This is a genomic window from Pseudomonas sp. RP-B7, from assembly GCF_059803535.1.
The window spans coordinates 39,138-58,847 of sequence record NZ_JAPFHC010000035.1 but is presented as its reverse complement, the minus strand read 5'-3'; the positions used below and the strand labels follow the sequence as shown (position 1 = coordinate 58,847).

The following is a 19,710-nucleotide window of genomic DNA, read 5'->3' as shown; positions in this document are numbered from 1 at the left end:
ACAAATAGAAGCCCGTAGTGGAACTGGAGCGTGGCACAGGGCTGCTGTCTTTTCGCTGAACATGTGAGTGCTAGAAGTTGCCATTGCTACCGGCGGAAAAGTTGCAGGTATTTGGCGTGTGATGGGCAATTTAGAGGGCGATGGGTGGGTAACCGGTGAAATCCATGTGAAAAATTTGCGTGAGCCTGTCGGCCAACCGTTATTCTCGATTTCAGTCCTTTGGTGAGTGCTCCCATGTTGCAGGTGCAAGGTGTCTTTAAAAGCTACGCAACCCCGCAAGGTCCGCTGGCGGTGCTGGGCGGGGTCGACTTGCAACTGCCGGCGCGCAGCAGCCTGGCGCTGATGGGCGAGTCGGGCAGCGGCAAGAGCACCTTGTTGCATCTGGTGGCCGGTCTGGACCGGGTGGATAGTGGCAGCATCCGCGTCGGTGAGCGGCGCCTTGATCAACTCGGTGAGGCACAACTGGCCGATTGGCGTCGCACCGAAATCGGCCTGGTGTTCCAGCAGTTCAACCTGATCGGCAGCCTGCGCGTCGACGACAACCTGGCCTTCCAGGCGCGCCTGGCCGGGCGGTTTGACCCGCAATGGCAAGCGCAATTGGTGGAACGCCTGGGCCTGGGCGACTTGCTCAGGCGTTATCCCGAACAGCTCTCCGGCGGCCAGCAGCAACGGGTCGCGGTGGGGCGGGCGTTGGCGTCGCGTCCGGCGCTGCTGTTGGCCGATGAACCCACTGGCAACCTCGACGAAGCCACCAGCGATGAGGTACTGCAATTGCTGTTTGACCTGCTGCGCGACAGCCCCACCAGCCTGTTGATGGTCACCCACAGCTCGCGCATCGCCGCACGCCTGGAGCGTCAAGTGGTGCTGCACCGTGGCCGGGTTGTCCCGGCGGACGCTGTTTGAGATGGCGGTGTTTTACTGGGCCTTGCGCGCACTGCTGAGCCACTGGCGGCGCCATCCCGTGCAGTTTTTCAGCGTGTTGACCGGGTTGTGGCTGGCCACGGCGTTGCTGACCGGGGTGCAGGCCCTCAACAGCCAGGCGCGGGACAGTTACGCGCGGGCCAGCCAATTGATCGGCGGCGAGCCCCAGGCCAGCCTGAGCGCGCCGGATGGGGCGAGTTTCCCCCAGGCGCTGTTCGCCGAGTTGCGCCGGATGGGGTGGCCGGTGTCGCCGGTGGTGCAGGGGCGGGTGCAGCTCCAGGGGCATGAAGACACGCGCCTGCAATTAATGGGCATCGAGCCGTTGTCGCTGCCGGGCGGCGGCGCGGTGGCGGGCCAGCGCTTGAGCCAGGCGCAGATGCTGGCGTTCTTCGAGCCGCCGGGGCGTACCTGGATCGCGCCGCAAACCCTGCATGCCCTCGGGTTGCAGGAGGGTGACCAGCCGTTGACCACCAACGGACATCGCCTGGCGCCGTTGCAGGTCTGGCAGGACATGGCCCCCGGGCTGCTGCTGACCGACATTGGCTTCGCCCAGCCCGTGCTGGACATGCCCGGGCGTCTGTCGCGCTTGCTGCTGGACAAGGCCTACGCCGCCGCCCAGCCCACGCCACCCGCCGGGTTGCAACTCAGGCAGGGCGAAGACAACAACTTGTCGCGCCTTACCGAGAGCTTTCACCTGAACCTCGATGCCCTGGGCTTTTTGTCCTTTGTGGTGGGGCTGTTTATCGTGCACGCCGCCATCGGCCTGGCCCTGGAGCAACGTCGTGGCCTGTTGCGCACCTTGCGCGCCTGCGGGGTCAGTGCGCGGCTACTGATCCTCAGCCTGGCCGTGGAACTGGGCGTATTGTCCTTGCTCGGCGGCGTGCTCGGGGTGGCCAGCGGTTATGTGCTGGCGAGCCTGCTGCTGCCGGATGTGGCGGCGAGCTTGCGGGGCCTCTATGGCGCCGAAGTCGCTGGCCAACTGAGCCTGAGCCCGTGGTGGTGGGCCGCCGGGCTGGGCCTGAGCCTGCTCGGCGCGCTGCTTGCCGGCGCCAGTAGCGTGTGGCGGGCGGCGCGTTTGCCCTTGCTGGCGCTGGCCAATGCCCAAGCCTGGCACGACGCCCATGGGCGCTGGTTGCGCCGCCAGGGTTGGGTTGCCGCCGCCGCGCTGTTGATCGCGTTGCTCGCGCTGCTGCTGGGCGACAGCCTGGCCGCCGGTTTTGTGCTGATGGCGGCCTTGCTGCTGGGGGCGGCGCTGGGCTTGCCGGTGATGCTCAATGGCATGCTCAAGGCCGTGCTGGGGCGCAGTCGCTCGGTGCTGGGGCAATGGTTTCTCGCTGACTGCCGCCAACAGCTGCCCGCGTTGAGCCTGGCGTTGATGGCACTGTTATTGGCCCTGGCGGCAAATATCGGCGCGGGCTCCATGACCTCGGGGTTCCGCCAGACGTTCAACAACTGGCTGGAGCAACGCCTGACGGCCGAGCTGTACCTCAATCCGCAAAACCCGGCGCAAGCCGAACAGCTCAACACCTGGCTGGCGCAACAGCCGTTGGTGCAGGCGGTACTGCCGACCTGGCAGGTCGCCGTGCAATTGCGCGGTTGGCCGGCGGATCTGTTCGGTGTGGTCGACGACCCGACCTATCGCCAGCATTGGCCGTTGCTCGAGGCTGCGAGCGCGCCGTGGGACCGCTTGCTGCAAGGCGACAGCCTGATGCTCAGCGAGCAATTGGCGCGGCGACTGTCGGTGAAACTGGGGGATACGGTCAGTATTCCCACACCCCGAGGCGTCTGGTCGCCCGTCCTGGTGGGGATTTATGCCGACTATGGCAACCCCAAGGGCCATCTGTTGGTCAATGCCAAGCACCTGCTGGCGCACTGGCCGACCCTGGCGCCGGCACGTTTCAACCTGCGGGTGTTGCCACAGGATGTGCCGCCGCTGGTGCGTGAAGTGCAGCGCGGGTTTGCCCTGGAGGACAGTCGCATCGTCGATCAACAGCAACTCAAGGGCTGGTCGAGCCAGGTGTTCGAACGCACCTTTGCCGCCACTGCGGCGCTCAACAGCCTGACCCTTGGCGTCGCCGGCGTGGCGCTGTTTATCAGCCTGTTGACCCAGAGCCAGAGCCGCCTCGGTCAACTTGCGCCGCTGTGGGCGCTGGGCGTGACGCGTCGGCAATTGATGTTGCTGAACCTGGGGCAGACCTGGCTGTTGGCGGTGCTCACGCTGGTCCTCGCCGTGCCCCTGGGGCTGTTGCTGGCGTGGTGCCTGGATGCGGTGATCAACGTGCAGGCGTTCGGTTGGCGCCTGCCGTTGCAGGTGTTCCCGTGGCAGCTTGCGCAGTTGCTGGCGCTGGCGCTGCTGGCCACCTTGCTGGCGTCGGCCTGGCCGCTGTGGCAGCTGTACCGCAGTCGCCCGGCGGACTTGTTGAGGACCTTTGCCCATGAAGATTAGAGCGACGTTGTCCGCGGTTTTGCTGCTGTTGGGCGCGTGCGACAAAGTCCCGGCGCCCGAGGAAAGCTTCGCCGGCCTGGGCAGCGCGGCGGCGGACTTTGCCCAGGTGGTACCCGGCAGGGTGTTCAGCTTTCCTGGCGACCATGGCCCCCACGACGGTTTTCGCATCGAGTGGTGGTACGTCACCGCCAACCTCAAGGACGCCCAGGGCAATGAATTCGGCGTGCAATGGACGCTGTTTCGCAATGCGCTCAAGGCCGGGCCGACGCAGCCCGGCTGGCACGACTCGACGGTTTGGCTGGGCCACGCCGCCGTCACGTCCGCCACGCGCCACTACGCCGCCGAACGCTACGCCCGCGGCGGCGTCGGCCAGGCCGGCGCGCAGGCGGTGCCGTTCAATGCGTGGATCGACGACTGGTACTTCGCCAGCCAACCTGGCGCGGCGAGCCCACTGGCCGACATGCGACTCAAGGCCAGTGGCGCGCAGTTCGCCTATGACCTGCACCTGACCTCCAGCCGCCCGCTGGTATTGCAAGGGGACAAGGGCTACAGCCGCAAATCCGACCAGGGCCAGGCATCGTACTACTACAGCCAACCGTTTTTCCGCGCCAGCGGCAGCGTCAGCATCGACGGCCACACCTATCAGGTCAGCGGTCCCGCGTGGCTCGACCGCGAATGGAGCAGCCAACCCCTCGCCGCGGGCCAGACTGGCTGGGACTGGTTCTCCCTGCACTTGGACAGCGGTGAACAGTTGATGCTGTTCCGCGTGCGTCAGCAGGACGGCGCGGGTTACCTCACCGGCACCTGGATCGATCAGCAGGGTCAGGTCCAGACCCTGCACAACGCCGACATCCAACTGACACCGTTGGCGACCACCACTCTTGACGGGCGCACGATTCCCACGCGCTGGTCACTGAACATTCCCGGCAAACAGCTGGACATCACCCCAACGGCGCTCAACCCGAACGCCTGGATGAACCTTGGTATTCCCTACTGGGAAGGACCGGTGCAGTTCGACGGTGGGGTGGGTTACCTGGAAATGACCGGTTATTAGGCTGGTTTCTGTCAGCACTGTTTCTGCGCCTATGTAGGCCGCTTCCCAAATTGAATGGTCGCCCCCTGGGCTTGTGTCCGGGGCGGCAGTGCCTGCTTATATTTCGACGCCATCTCTATTGGATTCGGGATGCAGGGCATGGCGCAGGGCTATATCAACCGCGAAACCATCGATCTCACCAGTTTGAAAACCCGCTTGATGGGCCACGGCCTGAGCCGCCAGCGCTCGGACCATTTTGACGTGTTGAACCACCACCTGCGCCACGGCTTGGTGACGCCGGGGCAATTGGTGGTGATTCCCGACACCTACAGCGTGAGCTGCTCCCGAGAGGAAGCCTGGTTGATGCGCCGCGCCGAAGAAGTGCGGCGCGAGCTGGAGCAAAAGGCATCGGTCGGCACAGCCGTGATCAATGACTATGACCTGCTGCAAAGCCTGCTGACCTACGGCTCGATAGGTGTAGGCAGCACGACCTCGGCGTGGGCGCGGCACCTGGATGAAGTGCTGCGCACGCTGGAAGACATCGAGCAGTTGCATCAGCGCTTGAAGGCCGGTGGCTTGGACCGTCAGACGTTTATCCGCCAGCGCCAGGTGTTGTTTGAATTGCTCGACACACAACTGCGTGGCGCGGCGCGGTTTGGCACGGGGTTGCGTGGCAATCAGTCGTTGAAGAACGTGTTGGGGATTTCCACCAAGAGCTTTTTGCACAAGGGCGAGATCGATGGGTATGCCAAGCGCATGGGGGCGATTGCGCAGGTGTCGAAGTGGTTGGGGAAGGGCACGTATGTGGGCTTGGCGATGGATGTCGGGACTGCGGGTTTGGAGATCAAGGAAGCGTGTGTGATGGGGCGGGAGGCGCAGTGTCGGCAGGCGAAGTATGTGGAGAGTGGGCGGTTGGCGGGGAGTGTGGCGGGGGCTTCGATTGGTGGGAGGTATGGCGCAGAGGTTGCTCGTAGTGCATGCAAGATCGTGTTGGCCGTTGGTTTGAAAGGACGCGCTGGGCTGGCCTGCGGAGTTATTGGCGGTGCTGCGGGAGGGTATGTAGGAGGCTCTGTTTTTGGAGACGGCGGTGCGTTTTTGGGTGGGCAAGTCATAGAGCGCGATGGAGTTTTTATATTTCAACCAGAGGGGGCATAACGATGTCTTTTTTTCTTGTTTACACCATCGTCTGGATGGCGGGGGCGTTTGTGCTCTGGGGGTTGTTGCTTTTTGCGGAATATAGAAAACTCGACGCGCTGGAAGCTTGTTTCAGCGAAAACGAAGCGGTTCGTAGACACAAGCGCTTTTGGGGAAGAAATCAGCGCATCGACAGGTATCACCGCATGGGCCTGATGGTCGACTTTCTTTCAATGCCAAAAACTCACATTAAAGCGGGTCTAGTAACGCAGGCCGAATTGGCGTCTGTTCCTATCGCCCTGAGACGATGGGCGTTGTGGCCCTATCGCATCGGTTATGTCTGGGTGGCCGGGACTGTCCTCTGGGCCATCTGGTACCGCTGGTAACTCACACCCCCACCAACGCCCCGAGGTGCAACCACTGCCCAGACTTGCGCGCCCTGGTAACAGTGAGTCATTCCCCGGCCTGAATATTTCGCTAGTCGCATGTGTGTTTCAAAGTACCGGGTCCCAGCGTTGCGACCAGTCGCTCTCGGCCTTGACCACGCCCCGGAGTAACTCCAGCGCGTGTTGCAACACCGCCGAATCCCGTGCCCGTGAGTACACCAGATACGTCGGGAAACTGAACTCCGGCGCCTTCGCCACGCGCTGCATCACGCCGCTGTCGAGGTAGCTTTGTACCACCCGCGTGCGGAAGTACCCGGCGCCGCCGTTTTCCAGGATGTACTGCAAGGCCAGCGGGCCCAGGTTGAAACTCAGCGCGGCGCGTGCCCTGTCCGGCAGGGCGGCGTCGTGTTGCTGGCGGAAGCCTGGGCCCCAGTCGATGTACACGTAGGGCACCGGGTTGCTGACCAGTTGCACCAGGATCAGTTTTTCTTCCAGCACCTGCTCCACCTGCAACCCCGGCCAGTATTGCGGCTGGAACACCAGGGCGGCATCCAGCACCCCCAGCTCCAGCTGGCGCAGCAGGTATTCGCCTTCGCGCACTTCGGTGCGCAGCGCATGGCCGGGGATGTGTTCACGCAGGGCCTGGGCCCAGCCGAGCATCAACGGGTTGCACAGGCTGACCTCGCCACCGATGTGCAGCACGTTGCGATAGCCCTCGGGCAACGGCAGATCGCGGCGCGCGGCTTCCCAGGTTTGCAGCAACTGGTTGGCGTAGACCACGAAGGCTTCGCCATCCGCGGTCAGGCGCGCGCCAGCGCGGTTGCGGATGAACAGCGTGCTGCCCAGCTGGCTTTCCAGGCTTTTGACCCGGGCGGTGATGGCGGTCTGGGTAACGTGCAGTTTCTCGGCCGCCGCGGCGAGGCTGCCGCAGCGGGTGATTTCGAGGAAGGTGCGTGCCAGTTCGATGTCCATGGGAGCCCCGGAGAATGAATGGGGGCATTGTAGTGGAATGCGCTCAGAACTGTGGGCGCGGGCTTGTGTGGGAGCGGGCTTGCTCGCGAAGACGGTGGATCAGTCGATAATTCTGTGACTGACACTCCGCTTTCGCGGGCAAGCCCGCTCCCACAGTTGATGGGGGTTGATGGGGAGTGAGTGCTCGGCTGGAGATCGCCCGGGCACTGCCAATCTCCCACATTCAATTGCATTTCAGGTCGGAGTTACTGGGGCTTGCAGGTGCTGGGTAGGGAATGCCTTTGAATAAGCCTGGCAAACCCGCAACACCACATCATCGGCAAACCGCGCACCGACCACATGCAACCCCACCGGCAAGCCATTCGCCGCCAACCCGCAGGGCACTGACGCGGCCGGTTGCTGGGTGAGATTGAAGGGGTAGGTGAACGGTGTCCATTCGGTCCATTCCTGTAACCCGGAGCCCGGCGGGACGTCGTGCCCGGCGTCGAATGCGGTGATCGGCATCATTGGCGAGACCAGCACGTCGTAATGTTGGTGGAACGCAGCCATCCGCGCTACCAACGCCGCCCGCGCTTCAAGGGCCGCGCTGAAGTCATCCAGGCTCAAGCGTTCGCCCCGTTGCGCGATGCGCAGCAGGCCGGGGTCCAAGAGCTGTTTTTGCGCGTCGCTCATCGAACCGGTCAAACGTGCGGCCCCGGCTGCCCACAGGGTGCTGAACACCTCCAGCGGGTCGCTGAAACCGGGGTCGATCTGTTCGACATGAGCACCCAATCGCACCAACCCCTCAACCGCCTGGGCGACCACTTTAGCCACTTGCGGGTCCACGTCCACGTAGCCGAACGCAGGGCTGTACGCTACCCGCAAGCCCTTCAAGTCTGCCCCCGGCGTCAGCCACGGCGCAGTCCTCGGCGCACCGCTCAAACCGTCCCGCGCATCCGGCTGGGCGATGGTTTGCAGCATCAATACGCTGTCTTGCACCGTGCGGGTCATCGGCCCCAGGTGCGACAGAATCGTCATGGAACTGGCCGGCCACTGCGGCACATAACCAAAGGTCGGCTTGATCCCGAACGTGCCGGTAAACGCACAGGGGATACGGATCGAGCCGCCCGCATCACTGCCCTGGTGCAACACCCCCAGGTTCAACGCCGCCGCCGCCCCCGCGCCGCCGGACGAACCACCCGCCGTGGTCCGCGTGTCCCACGGGTTGCGGGTGATGCCGTATAGCGGGTTGTCGGTGACGCCTTTCCAGCCGAATTCCGGCGTGGTGGTTTTGCCCAGCAATACCGCGCCGGCCTTGCGCATAAAGGCCGGGAAGGGCGCGTCGACGTCCCACGGACCGTCGGCAGATGAGGTGCGCGAGCCCTTGCGGGTCGGCATGCCGAGCGTCAGCGTGAGGTCTTTGATGGAGGCCGGTACACCGTCCAGCGCGCCGCACGGCTGGCCCTTGAACCAGCGTTGTTCCGAGGCGCGCGCAGCGTGCAACGCGCCCTCCGGGTCCACATGGCAGTAAGCGTTTACCACCGGGTTGTAGCGTTCGATGCGCAGCAAGGCATCCTCGGTGACCTCCACCGGCGACAGGGTCTTGTCGCGAAAATGCGCCAGCAATTGCACCGCCGTCAGTTGCCCGATATCGCTCATGCCCGATCCCCCTGCGCCGCATTGACCATGGCCCGCAGCAACACCGCGCAGCCCGCCGCCAGGTCATCCGGCGCGGCGTTTTCGATTTCGTTGTGGCTGATACCACCTTCGCACGGCACAAAGATCATCCCGGCCGGGCCCAGTTCCGCGACGAAAATCGCGTCATGCCCGGCGCCGCTGACGATGTCCATATGGCTCAGGCCCAGGCTGCGCGCAGCGTCGCGCACGGCGTTGACGCAGGCCGGGTCGAAGTCCAGCGGCGGGAAGTCGGCCGTCGGTGTCAGCTCATAAGCCAGGCCGTGTTGTTGTGCCGTGGCTTCAATCACACCGCGCACCTCGTCGACCATGGCTTGCAGCTTGTCGGCATGCAGGTGGCGCAGGTCGAGGGTCATGTGCACCTGGCCCGGAATCACATTGCGCGAACCCGGATGCAGGCTCAGGCAACCCACCGTGCCGCAGGCGTGGGGTTGCTGTTGATGGGCGATACGGTTGACTGCACTGACCACCTCGGCAGCGCCGACCAGTGCGTCCTTGCGCAGGTGCATCGGTGTCGGCCCGGCATGGGCTTCGACGCCGGTGAAGGTCAGGTCGAACCACTTCTGGCCCAGGCAACCCATGACCACGCCAATGGTGGTGGCGCGATCTTCCAGCACCGGGCCCTGTTCGATATGCGCTTCGAAATACGCCCCCACCGGGTGGCCCAGTACCGCGCGGGAACCGGCATAACCGATGCGCTGCAATTCGGCACCCACCGACAGGCCCTGGTCATCGAGCTTGGCCAGGGTCTCCTGCAAATCGAATTTCCCGGCAAACACGCCGGAACCCATCATGCACGGCGGAAAACGCGAGCCTTCTTCATTGGTCCACACCACCACTTCAATCGGCGCTTCGGTTTCAATCTTCAGATCGTTCAGGGTGCGGATCACTTCCAGCCCGGCCATCACCCCGTAGCAGCCGTCGAACTTGCCGCCGGTGGGTTGGGTGTCTATATGGCTGCCGGTCATCACCGGGGGCAGGGCGGGATTGCGCCCGGCGCGGCGCGCAAAGATATTGCCGATGGCATCCACACTGACGCTGCACCCGGCCGCTTCGCACCACTGCACAAACAGGTCGCGGGCCTGGCGGTCGAGGTCGGTGAGGGCCAGGCGGCACACGCCGCCTTTTAGCGTGGCGCCGAGTTGGGCCAGGTCCATCAGCGACTGCCACAGGCGGTCGCGGTTGATCAGCGGGGCGTTGCTCTGGAGCGGTTGCGCAAAACTGTTCATCTGCATTCTCCGGTCAGGCACTCAGGGCCAAATAGCGGTTCTTGATGCTCGGGTCGGCGCGGAAGGCGGCGGCGCTGCCTTCGTAGACCACGCGGCCCTGTTCGAGTACGTAATGGCGGTCGGCGAGCTTGTCGCAGACCATCAGGTTCTGTTCCACCAGCAGCACCGGCAGGCCGTCGTCCTTGATCTTGCGCAGGATCTTCACCAATTCGTCGACGATCACCGGGGCGAGGCCTTCGGTGGGTTCATCGAGGATCAGCAACTTGGGGTCATTGAGCAGGGCGCGGGCAATGGCGAGCATCTGCTGCTCGCCGCCGGACAAGGCATGCCCGGCGTTTTTGCGCCGTTCCTTGAGGCGCGGGAACATGCCGTACACGTCTTCCAGCTGCCAGCGGCTGGTCTTGCGGGCGGCGATGCGCAGGTTTTCCTCGACCGTGAGCAAACGGAAGATCCCGCGGTTCTCCGGCACCAGCGCCAAGCCTTGGCGCGCAATTTCAAAAATCTTCTGCCCCACCAGCGCCTGGCCGTTGAAGTGAATCTGGCCCTGGCGCGGGCAGATGATGCCGAGGATGCTGCGCAACGTAGTGGTCTTGCCCGCGCCGTTGCGCCCCAGCAGCGTCACCAGCTCACCAGGGTTGACGTTCAGCGACACGCCTTCGAGCACGTGGCTCTTGTCGTAGTAGGAATGGATATTCTCGACGATCAGCATCAGGCGGCCTCCCCCAGATACGCAGTGCGCACACGTTCATCGGCGCGCACGAATTCCGGCGTGCCTTCCACCAGGATCTGCCCGTGGCTCATCACCGTGATGCGTTGGCTGATGGACATGACGATGCTCATGTTGTGTTCGATCAGCAGCACCGTGTGGTCGCGACCGAGGTCACTGATCAGTTGGGTCATGATCGGGATGTCATCGATGCCCATGCCCGAGGTGGGCTCGTCGAGCATCAACAGTTTGGGCTTGGAGCAGATCGACATGCCCACCTCCAGCACCCGCTGCTGGCCGTGGGACAACTCGCCGGCCAGGGTGTCGGCGCGGGCAGTGAGTTGCAGGCGTTCCAAGACCTGGTCGGCCATCTCCAGGTGCTCGCGTTTGCTGTCGACACGGCGCCAGAAGTTCAGCGCCCGCGCACCGTCACGGCCTTGGGCGGCCAGGCGCAGGTTTTCGCGTACGCTGAGGTTCTGGAACAGGCTGGTCAACTGGAACGAGCGCGCCATGCCCAGGCCGACGCGGCCGTGGGCCGGTTTGCGCATCAGGTTCTTGCCGTCGAAATGGATTGCCCCGGCGGTGGCCTGGCGCTCGCCGGTGAGGCAATGGAACAGGCTGGTCTTGCCCGCACCGTTGGGGCCGATGATGGTGTGGATGGTGCCGGCTTCGACCTTGAGGTTGACGCCGTTCACCGCATGGAAGGCGCCGTAGGCCAGTTCCAGGTTCTCTGTTTCCAGCAGGATGCTCATAGCACTTCCTCCTTGGCCACCACTGCGGGCTTGCGAGCGCCGCGCACTTTTTCAAACAGCGACGCCAGGCCGCCCCACAAACCACCGCGCATGAAGATCACCACCAGGATCAGGATCACCCCCAGCAGCATCAGCCAGCGTGGCCACAGGTCGGAGAGGAAATCCCCCAGCAGCACGATGGCGCCGGCACCCAGCAACGAGCCGAACAGCGAGCCGGTGCCGCCGACGATGGTCATGATCAGGATGTTCTCGGACATCGCCAGGTCGATGTTCGACAGCGGCACGAAGTGCAGCAGCATCGCGTACAGCGCACCGGCGATCCCGGTGACTGCGCCGGACAGCACAAACACCAGGATCTTGAAATGACGCGTGTCGTAGCCGATCGCCGCGGCGCGGGTTTCGTTTTCGCGGATCGCCATCAGCGTGCTGCCAAAGGGCGAGGCGATGACCCGGCGCGCGCCGATAAAGATCAGCAGGAACAGCACCGCCACAAAGCCGTAGAAGGCGCGGGCGTCGGCCAGGGATAGCAGCACAGTGTCACCGACGCGGATTTCCGGGCGCGGCACGCTGAGCAGACCGTTGTCGCCGCCGGTCCAGTCGCTGAGGGTGTAGGCGACGAAGTAGGCCATCTGGCTGAAGGCCAGAGTCAGCATCACGAAGTAGATGCCGGTGCGGCGGATCGCCAGGGCGCCGACCAACAAGGCCAGGAAACCACCGGCCACGGCCGCGCCGAGCAACGCAGTGAACAGGCCCATCTGCAAATGCAGCATCAGCAGCGCCGCGCAATATGCCCCGGCACCAAAGAAGATGCCCTGGCCGAACGACAGCAGCCCGGTATAGCCCAGCAGCAGGTTGCAGGCGAGGGCGGCCATGGCAAAGATCAGGATCTCGGTGGCCAGGGTCGCCGAAGGCAAGATCAACGGCAGGCCGATCAGTACGGCCAGCACCCACAGCAACATCGCACGGGATTGGGTCTTGGCAAACGGCAGGGGATTTTTCTCGCTCATGTCAGGCTCTCCCGAACAGGCCGTAAGGGCGCACCAGAATCACCACGGCCATCGCGCCGTAGATCATCAGGCTCGCACCCTGGGGCCAGAGTGTGGTCATCAGGCTTTGCACCACGCCGACCAATAAACCGCCGACCAGCGCTCCGCTGAACGACCCCATGCCGCCGATCACCACCACCACGAAGGCCACGCCGAGAATTTCCGGGCCGACAAAGGGCTGTGCGCCGCGCAAGGGGGCGAACAGCACCCCGGCGACACCGGCCAGGGCCACCCCGAGGGCGAAGGTCATCGAGAACAAACGGAAAATATTGGTGCCCAGCAGCGACACGGTCTCGGTGCTTTCACTGCCGGCGCGCACCAGGGCGCCGAAGCGCGTGCGTTCCAGCAGCAGCCACAGGCCCAGGCCGACCAGCCCCGAGAAGCCGATCAGGAACAGGCGATAGTGCGGGTACACAAAGTCACCGATCACCAGCACCCCGCGCAGCAGTTCCGGCACGGCGACGCTTTTGCCCACCGGGCCCCAGATCATCACGCTGGCCTCCTGGATGATCAGCGCTATCCCCAAGGTCACCAGGATCTGGAACATGTGTGGCAAGTGATAGATGCGCTGGATCAATAATCGCTCGATCACCCACGCCAAAGCGGCCACCACCAGCGGCGCGATCAGCAGCGCCAGCCAGAAGTTGCCGGTGAGGCTCACGGCGGTGTAGCAGATGTAGGCACCGAGCAAAAAGAACGCGCCATGGGCAAAGTTGACGAAGTTGAGCAGGCCGAAAATGATGGTCAGACCGACGGCGATGAGGAAGTAGATCATCCCCAGCCCGAGGCCGTTGAGGATCTGGAACAGGTAAAGATTAAGCATGCAGGAACCCTCGGCAGGACGCTGCTTGCGCGGCCCTGCCTGCAATATTCAGGGGGTCAGGCGAGCGTGCAGCCCGTGGCGTCCACTGGCGGGAAGGATTGGCCGGCGCTTAGCACTTTGGCCAGGTCGTCCTTGTCGGCCATCTCGCTGGCGGCTTTGCCGACGAGCAGGTAGTAATCCTTGATCACCTGGTGGTCGCCGGCGCGGATCGATTCCTTGCCGGTCGGGCCATCGAAGCTCAGGCCCTGCATGGCCTTGGCCACGGTCGGCCCGTCGAAGCTGCCGGTGGCGACGATGGTGTCGAGCATGACCTTGGTGCTGATGTAGTCGGCGGCCAGCGGGTAGGTGGGGTTGATCCCGTATTTGGCCTGGGTCAGCTTGACCAGTTCGCGGTTGAGCGGGGTGTCGACCTGATGCCAGTACTGCGCGCCCAGGTACACGCCTTCAAGGATGTCGCTGCCCAGTTCCTGGAACTGGTCGAGGCCGGCGGACCATACCAGCAGTACTTTCATGCGCTGCTTGATGCCGAAGTTCACTGCCTGGCGCAGGGTGTTTGACGACTGGCTGCCGAAGTTGAGCAGCACCAGCACATCGGGTTTGGCGGCGATGGCGTTGGTCAGGTAACCGGAGAATTCCTGTTCCTGCAACGAGTGATAGCTGTTGCCGATGTGTTCCAGGCCGCTGTCCTTGAGCACACTTTTGGCGCCTTCGAGCAGTGCTTCGCCAAACACGTATTGCGGGGTGATGGTGTACCAGCGCTTGGCGTCCGGCAGCAGCTTGATCAGCGGCAGCATGGTTTCGCGAATCGCGCCGTAGGTGGGCACCGACCAGCGGAATGTCGCGTGATTGCAATCCTTGCCTGTGACTTCATCGGCGCCCACCGGGGTCATGAACACGCCGCCGACCTTGTCCACTTCCTTGGCCACCGCAAGTGCCGACGACGACAATGTGCAGCCCTGGAAGAACCGCGCGCCGTCCTGCTGGATGGCTTCCTGCACCTTGCGCACCGCCTTGCCGGCGTTGCCTTCGGTGTCGATGACCTTGTAGTTCAGCGGGCGGCCGAGAAGGGTGGCGTGTTGTTCCACCGCCAGGCGCGAACCCATGTCGGCAAACTTGCCATAGCTGGCAAAGGCGCCGGACATGGACTTGAGGCCGTAAAAGGTAAAGGGCTCGGCGGCGAATGCGTGGCGCACGCTCAGCGGGAGGCTGAGGGCGGAGGCGAAGGTGAGGCTGGCTTTCAATAACGTACGACGCTGCATGGGGTGACTCCCTGGTTTAGTTATTGGCAGGAGCGGCAAGGGCGATACGGTGGAGCTTGGGCCTGTGGGCAGGCCTGTTATTTATTGGATGACGCGAGTGTTGGTTGGAATGCGGTCAAAATGTGGGAGCGGGCTTGCTCGCGAATGCGGTGCATCAGTGACGAGATGCTTTGCTGGCCCACCGCATTCGCGAGCAAGCCCGCTCCCACATTGGAACTGTGTTGTTTTTAGGGGCGGTGATCGAACTCCAGTAGAAAATGCGGGCTGACTTCACCTTCCAGCGCGGTCATGTGGTGTTCGGCATCGCACATATGTTCATGCATCAAACCGCGCACCGCGCTTTCATCACCGGCGCGAAAGGCAATCAGCAACTGTTTGTGATAGTCGAGGTTGGCGGCGTCGAACTGCTTGCGCTTGGGTTTGTAGGCCTTTTTCAGCACCACCAGGTCGCGCAGCAGATCATTGAGGAACTGCGCCATGAAACTCAGCAACGGGTTGGGGCACGCCTTGGCCAGCAGGTTGTGGAACTCCAGTTCTGCCAGGCGCTGTTCGCGTTGACCGGCCTCGCTGTCTTCCGGGGCGCTGCAGAAGGCCACGTTGTCTTGCAGGGCCTGGTAGTCGTCTTCGCTCAAGCGCCCCAGCACCGAGACCGCCAGTTCCACTTCGATGACCTTGCGCAACTGATACACCTGCTCGCCATCCAGATGCTGGAAGTGCAGGTAGTTACGCAGCGCGCGGCTGGCCGGTTCGGTGCCGGCCTGGTTGAGGTATGCACCGCCGCTGGGCCCGGTGCGCGTGCTCACCAAACCCTCGACCTCAAGGGCCTTGAGCGCCTCGCGGGCCGAGCCTTTGGAGCACTGGAAGCTTTCCATCAGCTCGCGCTCGGTGGGCAAACGGTCGCCGGGCTTCAAGGCGTCGGTGACGATGGAGCGCTTGACCGACTCGACAATCACGTCGGAGAGCTTCTGGCGTTTGCGTTTCAGCGGGCGGCTTAGCATGGCGTCGATTTATCGTATTAATGCGGATAAATAGCACTTAATAACGATTAGCCTGGAGCGTCAACGCAAGGTGTCGTTTTCAGCGGCAACAGGTCGCAAACGGTGCGCTACTCCCAATCGCCTTTGTCGAGGCAGTGGGTGGCAGGTGGCGGCTGCTTGCCGAAGGCGAGGAAGTCGCCGACCCATCGGATCACACATGCACTGGCCTCAGACTTGGGTGGTGCCTTGAGGCGCAATTGCTCGACTTGCGTAAGGTTCGCCTCGCCACGCTCGGCGTTGACCAGCACCATGCGCGCGACCCGCTCGGGAAACAGCGCCGCGTAGCGACTGCCCAGGCGTGTGGCGTCGGCGCTGCCGAGGTAATTGAGCTGGGTCTCTTCAAGTTGGGCGCGGACGAACTCCATGTCCCGTGCCGCGTTTTCGACCCCGCTCTCCTGGCTGAGATCACGCGGGGTGAGTTCGACCACATCGTAACGATTGAGCAGGGTGCGATAGGCCTGGGTGGAATGGGCACTCCAACTGCCGGCCAGGAGGATGGCGAAGGTGCCGCTGTGGTTGGCCTGGGGGCTGTTGCCGGGTTGGGCGAACACCACGCCTTGGCGGCTCAGCGGGTCGCGGGCGCCGACGCGGGTCAGGTACAGGCGCAGTTTGCCCTGCCGGGGCGCGGCGTAGTTGCGCGGCACGGTGACGATGCCGCATTGGGTGCGCTCAAGCACGTCGGGAGCCAAGTGTGCGAAGGCGGGGAGGCGGCAGTCCAGTTGCCAGTCGATGGCGGTGGGGCTGATCAGCGGCAAGCCATGGGCAAGGCTTGCCGTCAGCCACAGGCAGGCGCAGAGCAGGTGTTTTACAACAGTCATCATGAGGTCCCGGGCAGCCGTGAGATAGCGGCTTTTTTACCAAGGACCCCGGGTCAAAAAATGTAGGGCGAACAGACAGCTTCTGTAAGGAAATGGAGTTTTGTTTATCGGATACTGCTTTCCCAGCCGCCCCCCAGTGCTTTGTACAGGGCGATGCTGGCTTGTACGCGCGACAGCCGCAACTGCACGTTCAAATCCTGGGCCGCGTACAGGGTGCGCTGGGTTTCCAGGACCGTCAGCAAGTCCGCGGCGCCTGCCTGGTAGCGGCTTTGAGCGATCTGGAAGGCCGTCTGCGCCTGTTGCAGTTCTTCGGTTTGCCAGTGGCGCTGCTGGTCGAGGCGGGTGATGTTGCTGAGGGATTTTTCCACATCGGCAAAGCCGTTGATGATCGCGCCGCGATAGGTTTGCAGCAGCTCATCCTGGCGTGCGCGGGCCTTGTCGCGCTCGGCGCTTAAACGGCCATTGTTGAAGATCGGCGCGATCAGGCCGGACGTCAGGGTGTAGAACGGGCTGCGCAGGATTTCGTTGGCCTTGTAGGCGCCGCTGCCGAGTGTGGCGCCAAGGGTCAGGGTTGGCAGCATGGCGGCGCGGGCGACGGTGACGTCAGCACTGGCGGCGGCCAGTTGCGCTTCGGCCTGGGCCAGGTCGGGGCGCCGGCTGAGCAACTGGCTCGGCACACCGCTGCCGATGGTCGGCCAGGTCAGGGCCTGGAACGTTTCGTTGCCCAGGTCCACGGCTTGCACGGGTTGGCCGAGCAGGGCGGCGAGGGTGATCTGCGACTCTTCGGCCAGCTGCTCGATCAACGGCAATTGCCGTTGCTGGCTGGCCACCAGGCTTTTCTGCTGGGCCAGTTCCAGGGCAGTGGCGGAGCCGGCGTCGTAGCGGGTCTGCACCAGGTCGAGCACGTTGCGCGCATTGGCCAGGTTGAGCGCGGCGATCTGTTGGCGCTCGCGTGCGGCGAGGGTCTGCGCGTAGCGGTCGGCGACGTTGCCGAGCAGGGTCAGCTCCACTGTAGCCTGGTCGAACTCACTGGCGCGCAAGGTCTGCACCGCGCTGTCGCGGGCGGCGGCGCGGCCACCCCAGAAGTCCAGTTCATAGCTGGCGGTGAAGTTGGTGTCATAACTGTTGACGGTGTTGTTGCTCGCAGTGGCGTTCAGGTCTGAGTTGCCGCTGCCGCGCAACAGCCGTTCACGGCTGGCGGTGAGGTTGAACTTCACCTCGGGCAGCAGCGGCGCACCGGCGATCACCGCGCTGGCCTGGGCCTGGCGCACGCGGGCCATGGCGGCGGCGACGTCGAAACTGTCGCGGCGCGCCTGCTCGATCAAGCGGTTGAGCTGTGGGCTGCCGAACTGCGTCCACCACCGTGCATTGCGGGCCTGCGCCGTCTCGCGTTCGGCATATTGCCAGGCGGCGGGTGCGGCGATGCCGCTGTCGACAGCCGGCGGCTGGCCGGCGCAGGCGCTGAGCAACAGGCACAGGCCGGGCAGGTAAAGGGACGGTTTATTCACTGGTCAACGCCTTAACCGGATCGAGCCGGGCAGCTTTACGGGCCGGCATGAAGCCGAAGATGACACCGGTGACCAGCGCACAGCCAAACGCGCCGAACACCGCCACCAGGGAAAATTGCACGGCCACTTCGGCCAGCACCAACACGCCGCCGACGAGCAGCGCGACGGCGATGCCGAACAGGCCGCCGACCACCGAGAGCATCACCGCTTCGGTGAGGAACTGGCGCAGGATGTCGCGCTGGCGTGCGCCGGTGGCCATGCGGATACCGATTTCACGGGTACGCTCGCGGACGGTCATCAGCATGATGTTCATCACACCGATACCGCCCACCAGCAGCGAGATCGCGGCAATCGAACCGAGCATCAGCGACAGCGTATTCTGCGTGCGCGCCTCGGCCTGGATCATCGCCGCGTTGTTGGTCAGCTGGTAGTCGCGCTTGCCGTTGTGCAACTTGAGCATCAACTGGTCGATGGCCCGCTCGGCTTCGTGGACCTTGCGCGCATCGGCGGCGGCAATCGCCACGTATTCCGGGTTATAGGTGCCGAACAGGCGCACGCTGGCGGCGGTGTAGGGGATGGCGACGCGGTCGTCGCTGTCCTTGTTGCCGGAGCTGGAGCCTTTTTCCGCAAGCACGCCGATCACCTGGAACGGCACGTTTTCGATGAGGATGTATTGGCCGATCGGCGTCGGCAGATCCTTGAACAGCTTCTCGCGGATGCGATGGCCGATCACCGCCACGGTGGCCCCGGCGCGCTCATCGGCCTCGGTGAAGTAGCTGCCCTCGACCACCGGCCAGTTGAAGATCTCCGGGAAGTTGATGTCGTTGCCGCCCACGTACGCCAGGTAGTCGAGGTTGCCGAAGCGGATCCCGGCGTCGTTGCCATTGACCGGCATGATGCGCTTGACCTGGGGCAACGCCGCCAGTGCCGCCACATCGTTGAGGGTAACGATGCCCAGCGGCGTACGCGGGTTGGGCGACGAGCCGCTGAGGTAGATGATGTTGGAACCGAACGCGCCCATCTGCGCCATGACCTGGCGCTTGCTGCCTTCGCCCACCGCCAGCATCACCACCACCGACGCCACGCCGATGATGATCCCCAGCAAGGTTAGCGCGGTGCGGAACTTGTTGATCCACATCACCCGCCAGGCGGCCTGCACGGCGTCGACCAGTTCGGCCTTCCACGCGCCATTGTGCTCGGCGCCGTCGACCAGGCGCTGGCGCAGGTCCACGGCTTGCAAGGCATCACTGTTGGCGACCGCCGGCACGTAGCTGGCGTCTTTGGCCGAGTCGCTGATGATCTGGCCGTCGCGGATCTCGATGATGCGGTTGGCGCGCGCCGCCACTTCGCGGTCGTGGGTAATCAGGATGACCACGTGGCCCTGGCTGGCCAGTTCGTCGAGCAGTGTCATCACCTCGGCGCCGCTGTGGCTGTCGAGGGCGCCGGTGGGTTCGTCGGCCAGGATGATATGGCCGCCGTTCATCAGCGCGCGGGCAATCGATACCCGTTGCTGCTGGCCGCCGGAGAGTTGGTGCGGACGGTTGCCGGTGCGCTCGGCCAGGCCCAGGCGGGTAAGCAGGGCCTTGGCGCGGGCGTGGCGTTCAGCGGCGCTGATGCCGGCGTAGATCGCCGGCATCTCGACGTTTTCCTGGGCCGAGCCCGACGGGATCAGGTGGTAGCCCTGGAACACAAAGCCGAACGCCTCGCGGCGCAGCCAGGCCAGCGCGTCGCCGTCCAGGTGCGCGACGTTTTCCCCGGCGAACAGGTAGTCGCCCGCAGTGGGGCGGTCGAGGCAGCCGAGGATATTCATCAGCGTCGATTTGCCCGAGCCGGACGCGCCGACAATCGCGACGAATTCCCCGGCGTGGATCGCCAGGTCGATGCCGCGCAACACGTCGACTTGCGGGCTGTCGCCGCCGCCGTAGGATTTGCGGATGTTCTTGAGTTCGATCAGGGGCGTGGCCAA

Annotated in this window: 17 protein-coding genes; 5 read left to right on the top strand and 12 right to left on the bottom strand. The window is 64.1% G+C overall.

From position 1 onward, the window contains the following. Nucleotides 1-234: 234 nt before the first annotated feature. From OPU96_RS24545 to OPU96_RS24525, 5 genes are all read left to right on the top strand, one after another. Nucleotides 235-903, top strand: a complete 669-nt coding sequence (locus OPU96_RS24545) for an ABC transporter ATP-binding protein (protein ID WP_498559855.1) — start codon at nt 235-237, stop codon at nt 901-903. Nucleotide 904: 1 nt separating this feature from the next. After that, a complete protein-coding gene (locus OPU96_RS24540) occupies nt 905-3,367 on the top strand; it encodes an ABC transporter permease (RefSeq protein ID WP_498559854.1) in 2,463 nt (820 codons plus the stop codon). Next, nucleotides 3,357-4,421: a lipocalin-like domain-containing protein gene (locus OPU96_RS24535; protein WP_498559853.1), complete on the top strand. Its 1,065-nt coding sequence runs from the start codon at nt 3,357-3,359 to the stop codon at nt 4,419-4,421. Before OPU96_RS24540 ends, OPU96_RS24535 begins: the two co-directional genes overlap by 11 nt. Before the next feature lie 138 nt (nt 4,422-4,559). Then, nucleotides 4,560-5,555 (top strand): hypothetical protein, encoded by a 996-nt coding sequence (locus tag OPU96_RS24530; protein WP_498559852.1) that lies wholly within the window; start codon nt 4,560-4,562, stop codon nt 5,553-5,555. Nucleotides 5,556-5,557: 2 nt separating this feature from the next. Next, on the top strand, nt 5,558-5,920 hold the full coding sequence (locus tag OPU96_RS24525; RefSeq protein WP_226455189.1) for a hypothetical protein: 363 nt from the start codon (nt 5,558-5,560) through the stop codon (nt 5,918-5,920). Nucleotides 5,921-6,028: 108 nt separating this feature from the next. Here the strand turns inward: OPU96_RS24525 and OPU96_RS24520 are convergent, their stop codons facing one another. The 12 genes from OPU96_RS24520 to OPU96_RS24465 form a co-directional block, all read right to left on the bottom strand. After that, the gene (locus tag OPU96_RS24520) at nt 6,029-6,892 is read right to left on the bottom strand and encodes a LysR family transcriptional regulator (RefSeq protein ID WP_226455190.1); all 864 of its coding nucleotides are present in this window, start codon (nt 6,890-6,892) and stop codon (nt 6,029-6,031) included. A gap of 234 nt (nt 6,893-7,126) precedes the next feature. Then, nucleotides 7,127-8,530, bottom strand: a complete 1,404-nt coding sequence (locus OPU96_RS24515) for an amidase (protein ID WP_226455191.1) — start codon at nt 8,528-8,530, stop codon at nt 7,127-7,129. After that, nucleotides 8,527-9,795: a Zn-dependent hydrolase gene (locus OPU96_RS24510; RefSeq protein ID WP_226455192.1), complete on the bottom strand. Its 1,269-nt coding sequence runs from the start codon at nt 9,793-9,795 to the stop codon at nt 8,527-8,529. Before OPU96_RS24510 ends, OPU96_RS24515 begins: the two co-directional genes overlap by 4 nt. A gap of 13 nt (nt 9,796-9,808) precedes the next feature. After that, nucleotides 9,809-10,504, bottom strand: coding sequence for an ABC transporter ATP-binding protein (locus OPU96_RS24505; protein WP_226455193.1), 696 nt, complete (start codon nt 10,502-10,504; stop codon nt 9,809-9,811). Further along, entirely contained in the window at nt 10,504-11,253 is a 750-nt protein-coding gene (locus tag OPU96_RS24500) for an ABC transporter ATP-binding protein (protein ID WP_192296730.1), read from the bottom strand. The genes OPU96_RS24505 and OPU96_RS24500 overlap by 1 nt, the downstream gene beginning before the upstream one ends. Then, nucleotides 11,250-12,260 (bottom strand): branched-chain amino acid ABC transporter permease, encoded by a 1,011-nt coding sequence (locus OPU96_RS24495; RefSeq protein WP_498559851.1) that lies wholly within the window; start codon nt 12,258-12,260, stop codon nt 11,250-11,252. The genes OPU96_RS24500 and OPU96_RS24495 overlap by 4 nt, the downstream gene beginning before the upstream one ends. A gap of 1 nt (nt 12,261) precedes the next feature. Further along, the gene (locus OPU96_RS24490; protein ID WP_192296728.1) at nt 12,262-13,122 is read right to left on the bottom strand and encodes a branched-chain amino acid ABC transporter permease; all 861 of its coding nucleotides are present in this window, start codon (nt 13,120-13,122) and stop codon (nt 12,262-12,264) included. Nucleotides 13,123-13,178: 56 nt separating this feature from the next. Next, nucleotides 13,179-14,381, bottom strand: a complete 1,203-nt coding sequence (locus OPU96_RS24485) for an ABC transporter substrate-binding protein (RefSeq protein WP_498559850.1) — start codon at nt 14,379-14,381, stop codon at nt 13,179-13,181. A gap of 227 nt (nt 14,382-14,608) precedes the next feature. Beyond that, nucleotides 14,609-15,379, bottom strand: coding sequence for a FadR/GntR family transcriptional regulator (locus OPU96_RS24480; RefSeq protein WP_498559849.1), 771 nt, complete (start codon nt 15,377-15,379; stop codon nt 14,609-14,611). A 107-nt stretch (nt 15,380-15,486) separates the two neighbouring features. Next, nucleotides 15,487-16,236, bottom strand: coding sequence for an alpha/beta fold hydrolase (locus tag OPU96_RS24475; protein ID WP_226455196.1), 750 nt, complete (start codon nt 16,234-16,236; stop codon nt 15,487-15,489). A gap of 104 nt (nt 16,237-16,340) precedes the next feature. Beyond that, nucleotides 16,341-17,744, bottom strand: coding sequence for an efflux transporter outer membrane subunit (locus OPU96_RS24470; RefSeq protein WP_498559848.1), 1,404 nt, complete (start codon nt 17,742-17,744; stop codon nt 16,341-16,343). Beyond that, nucleotides 17,737-19,710, bottom strand: coding sequence for a MacB family efflux pump subunit (locus tag OPU96_RS24465; protein WP_498559847.1), 1,974 nt, complete (start codon nt 19,708-19,710; stop codon nt 17,737-17,739). Before OPU96_RS24465 ends, OPU96_RS24470 begins: the two co-directional genes overlap by 8 nt.

Bases quoted from the DNA above. Each gene is read 5' to 3' on its own strand.
- OPU96_RS24545 (WP_498559855.1), top strand. From the start codon at position 235: ATGTTGCAGGTGCAAGGTGTCTTTAAAAGCTACGCAACCCCGCAAGGT.
- OPU96_RS24540 (WP_498559854.1), top strand. From the start codon at position 905: ATGGCGGTGTTTTACTGGGCCTTGCGCGCACTGCTGAGCCACTGGCGG.
- OPU96_RS24535 (WP_498559853.1), top strand. From the start codon at position 3,357: ATGAAGATTAGAGCGACGTTGTCCGCGGTTTTGCTGCTGTTGGGCGCG.
- OPU96_RS24530 (WP_498559852.1), top strand. From the start codon at position 4,560: ATGGCGCAGGGCTATATCAACCGCGAAACCATCGATCTCACCAGTTTG.
- OPU96_RS24525 (WP_226455189.1), top strand. From the start codon at position 5,558: ATGTCTTTTTTTCTTGTTTACACCATCGTCTGGATGGCGGGGGCGTTT.
- OPU96_RS24520 (WP_226455190.1), bottom strand. From the start codon at position 6,892: ATGGACATCGAACTGGCACGCACCTTCCTCGAAATCACCCGCTGCGGC.
- OPU96_RS24515 (WP_226455191.1), bottom strand. From the start codon at position 8,530: ATGAGCGATATCGGGCAACTGACGGCGGTGCAATTGCTGGCGCATTTT.
- OPU96_RS24510 (WP_226455192.1), bottom strand. From the start codon at position 9,795: ATGAACAGTTTTGCGCAACCGCTCCAGAGCAACGCCCCGCTGATCAAC.
- OPU96_RS24505 (WP_226455193.1), bottom strand. From the start codon at position 10,504: ATGCTGATCGTCGAGAATATCCATTCCTACTACGACAAGAGCCACGTG.
- OPU96_RS24500 (WP_192296730.1), bottom strand. From the start codon at position 11,253: ATGAGCATCCTGCTGGAAACAGAGAACCTGGAACTGGCCTACGGCGCC.
- OPU96_RS24495 (WP_498559851.1), bottom strand. From the start codon at position 12,260: ATGAGCGAGAAAAATCCCCTGCCGTTTGCCAAGACCCAATCCCGTGCG.
- OPU96_RS24490 (WP_192296728.1), bottom strand. From the start codon at position 13,122: ATGCTTAATCTTTACCTGTTCCAGATCCTCAACGGCCTCGGGCTGGGG.
- OPU96_RS24485 (WP_498559850.1), bottom strand. From the start codon at position 14,381: ATGCAGCGTCGTACGTTATTGAAAGCCAGCCTCACCTTCGCCTCCGCC.
- OPU96_RS24480 (WP_498559849.1), bottom strand. From the start codon at position 15,379: ATGCTAAGCCGCCCGCTGAAACGCAAACGCCAGAAGCTCTCCGACGTG.
- OPU96_RS24475 (WP_226455196.1), bottom strand. From the start codon at position 16,236: ATGACTGTTGTAAAACACCTGCTCTGCGCCTGCCTGTGGCTGACGGCA.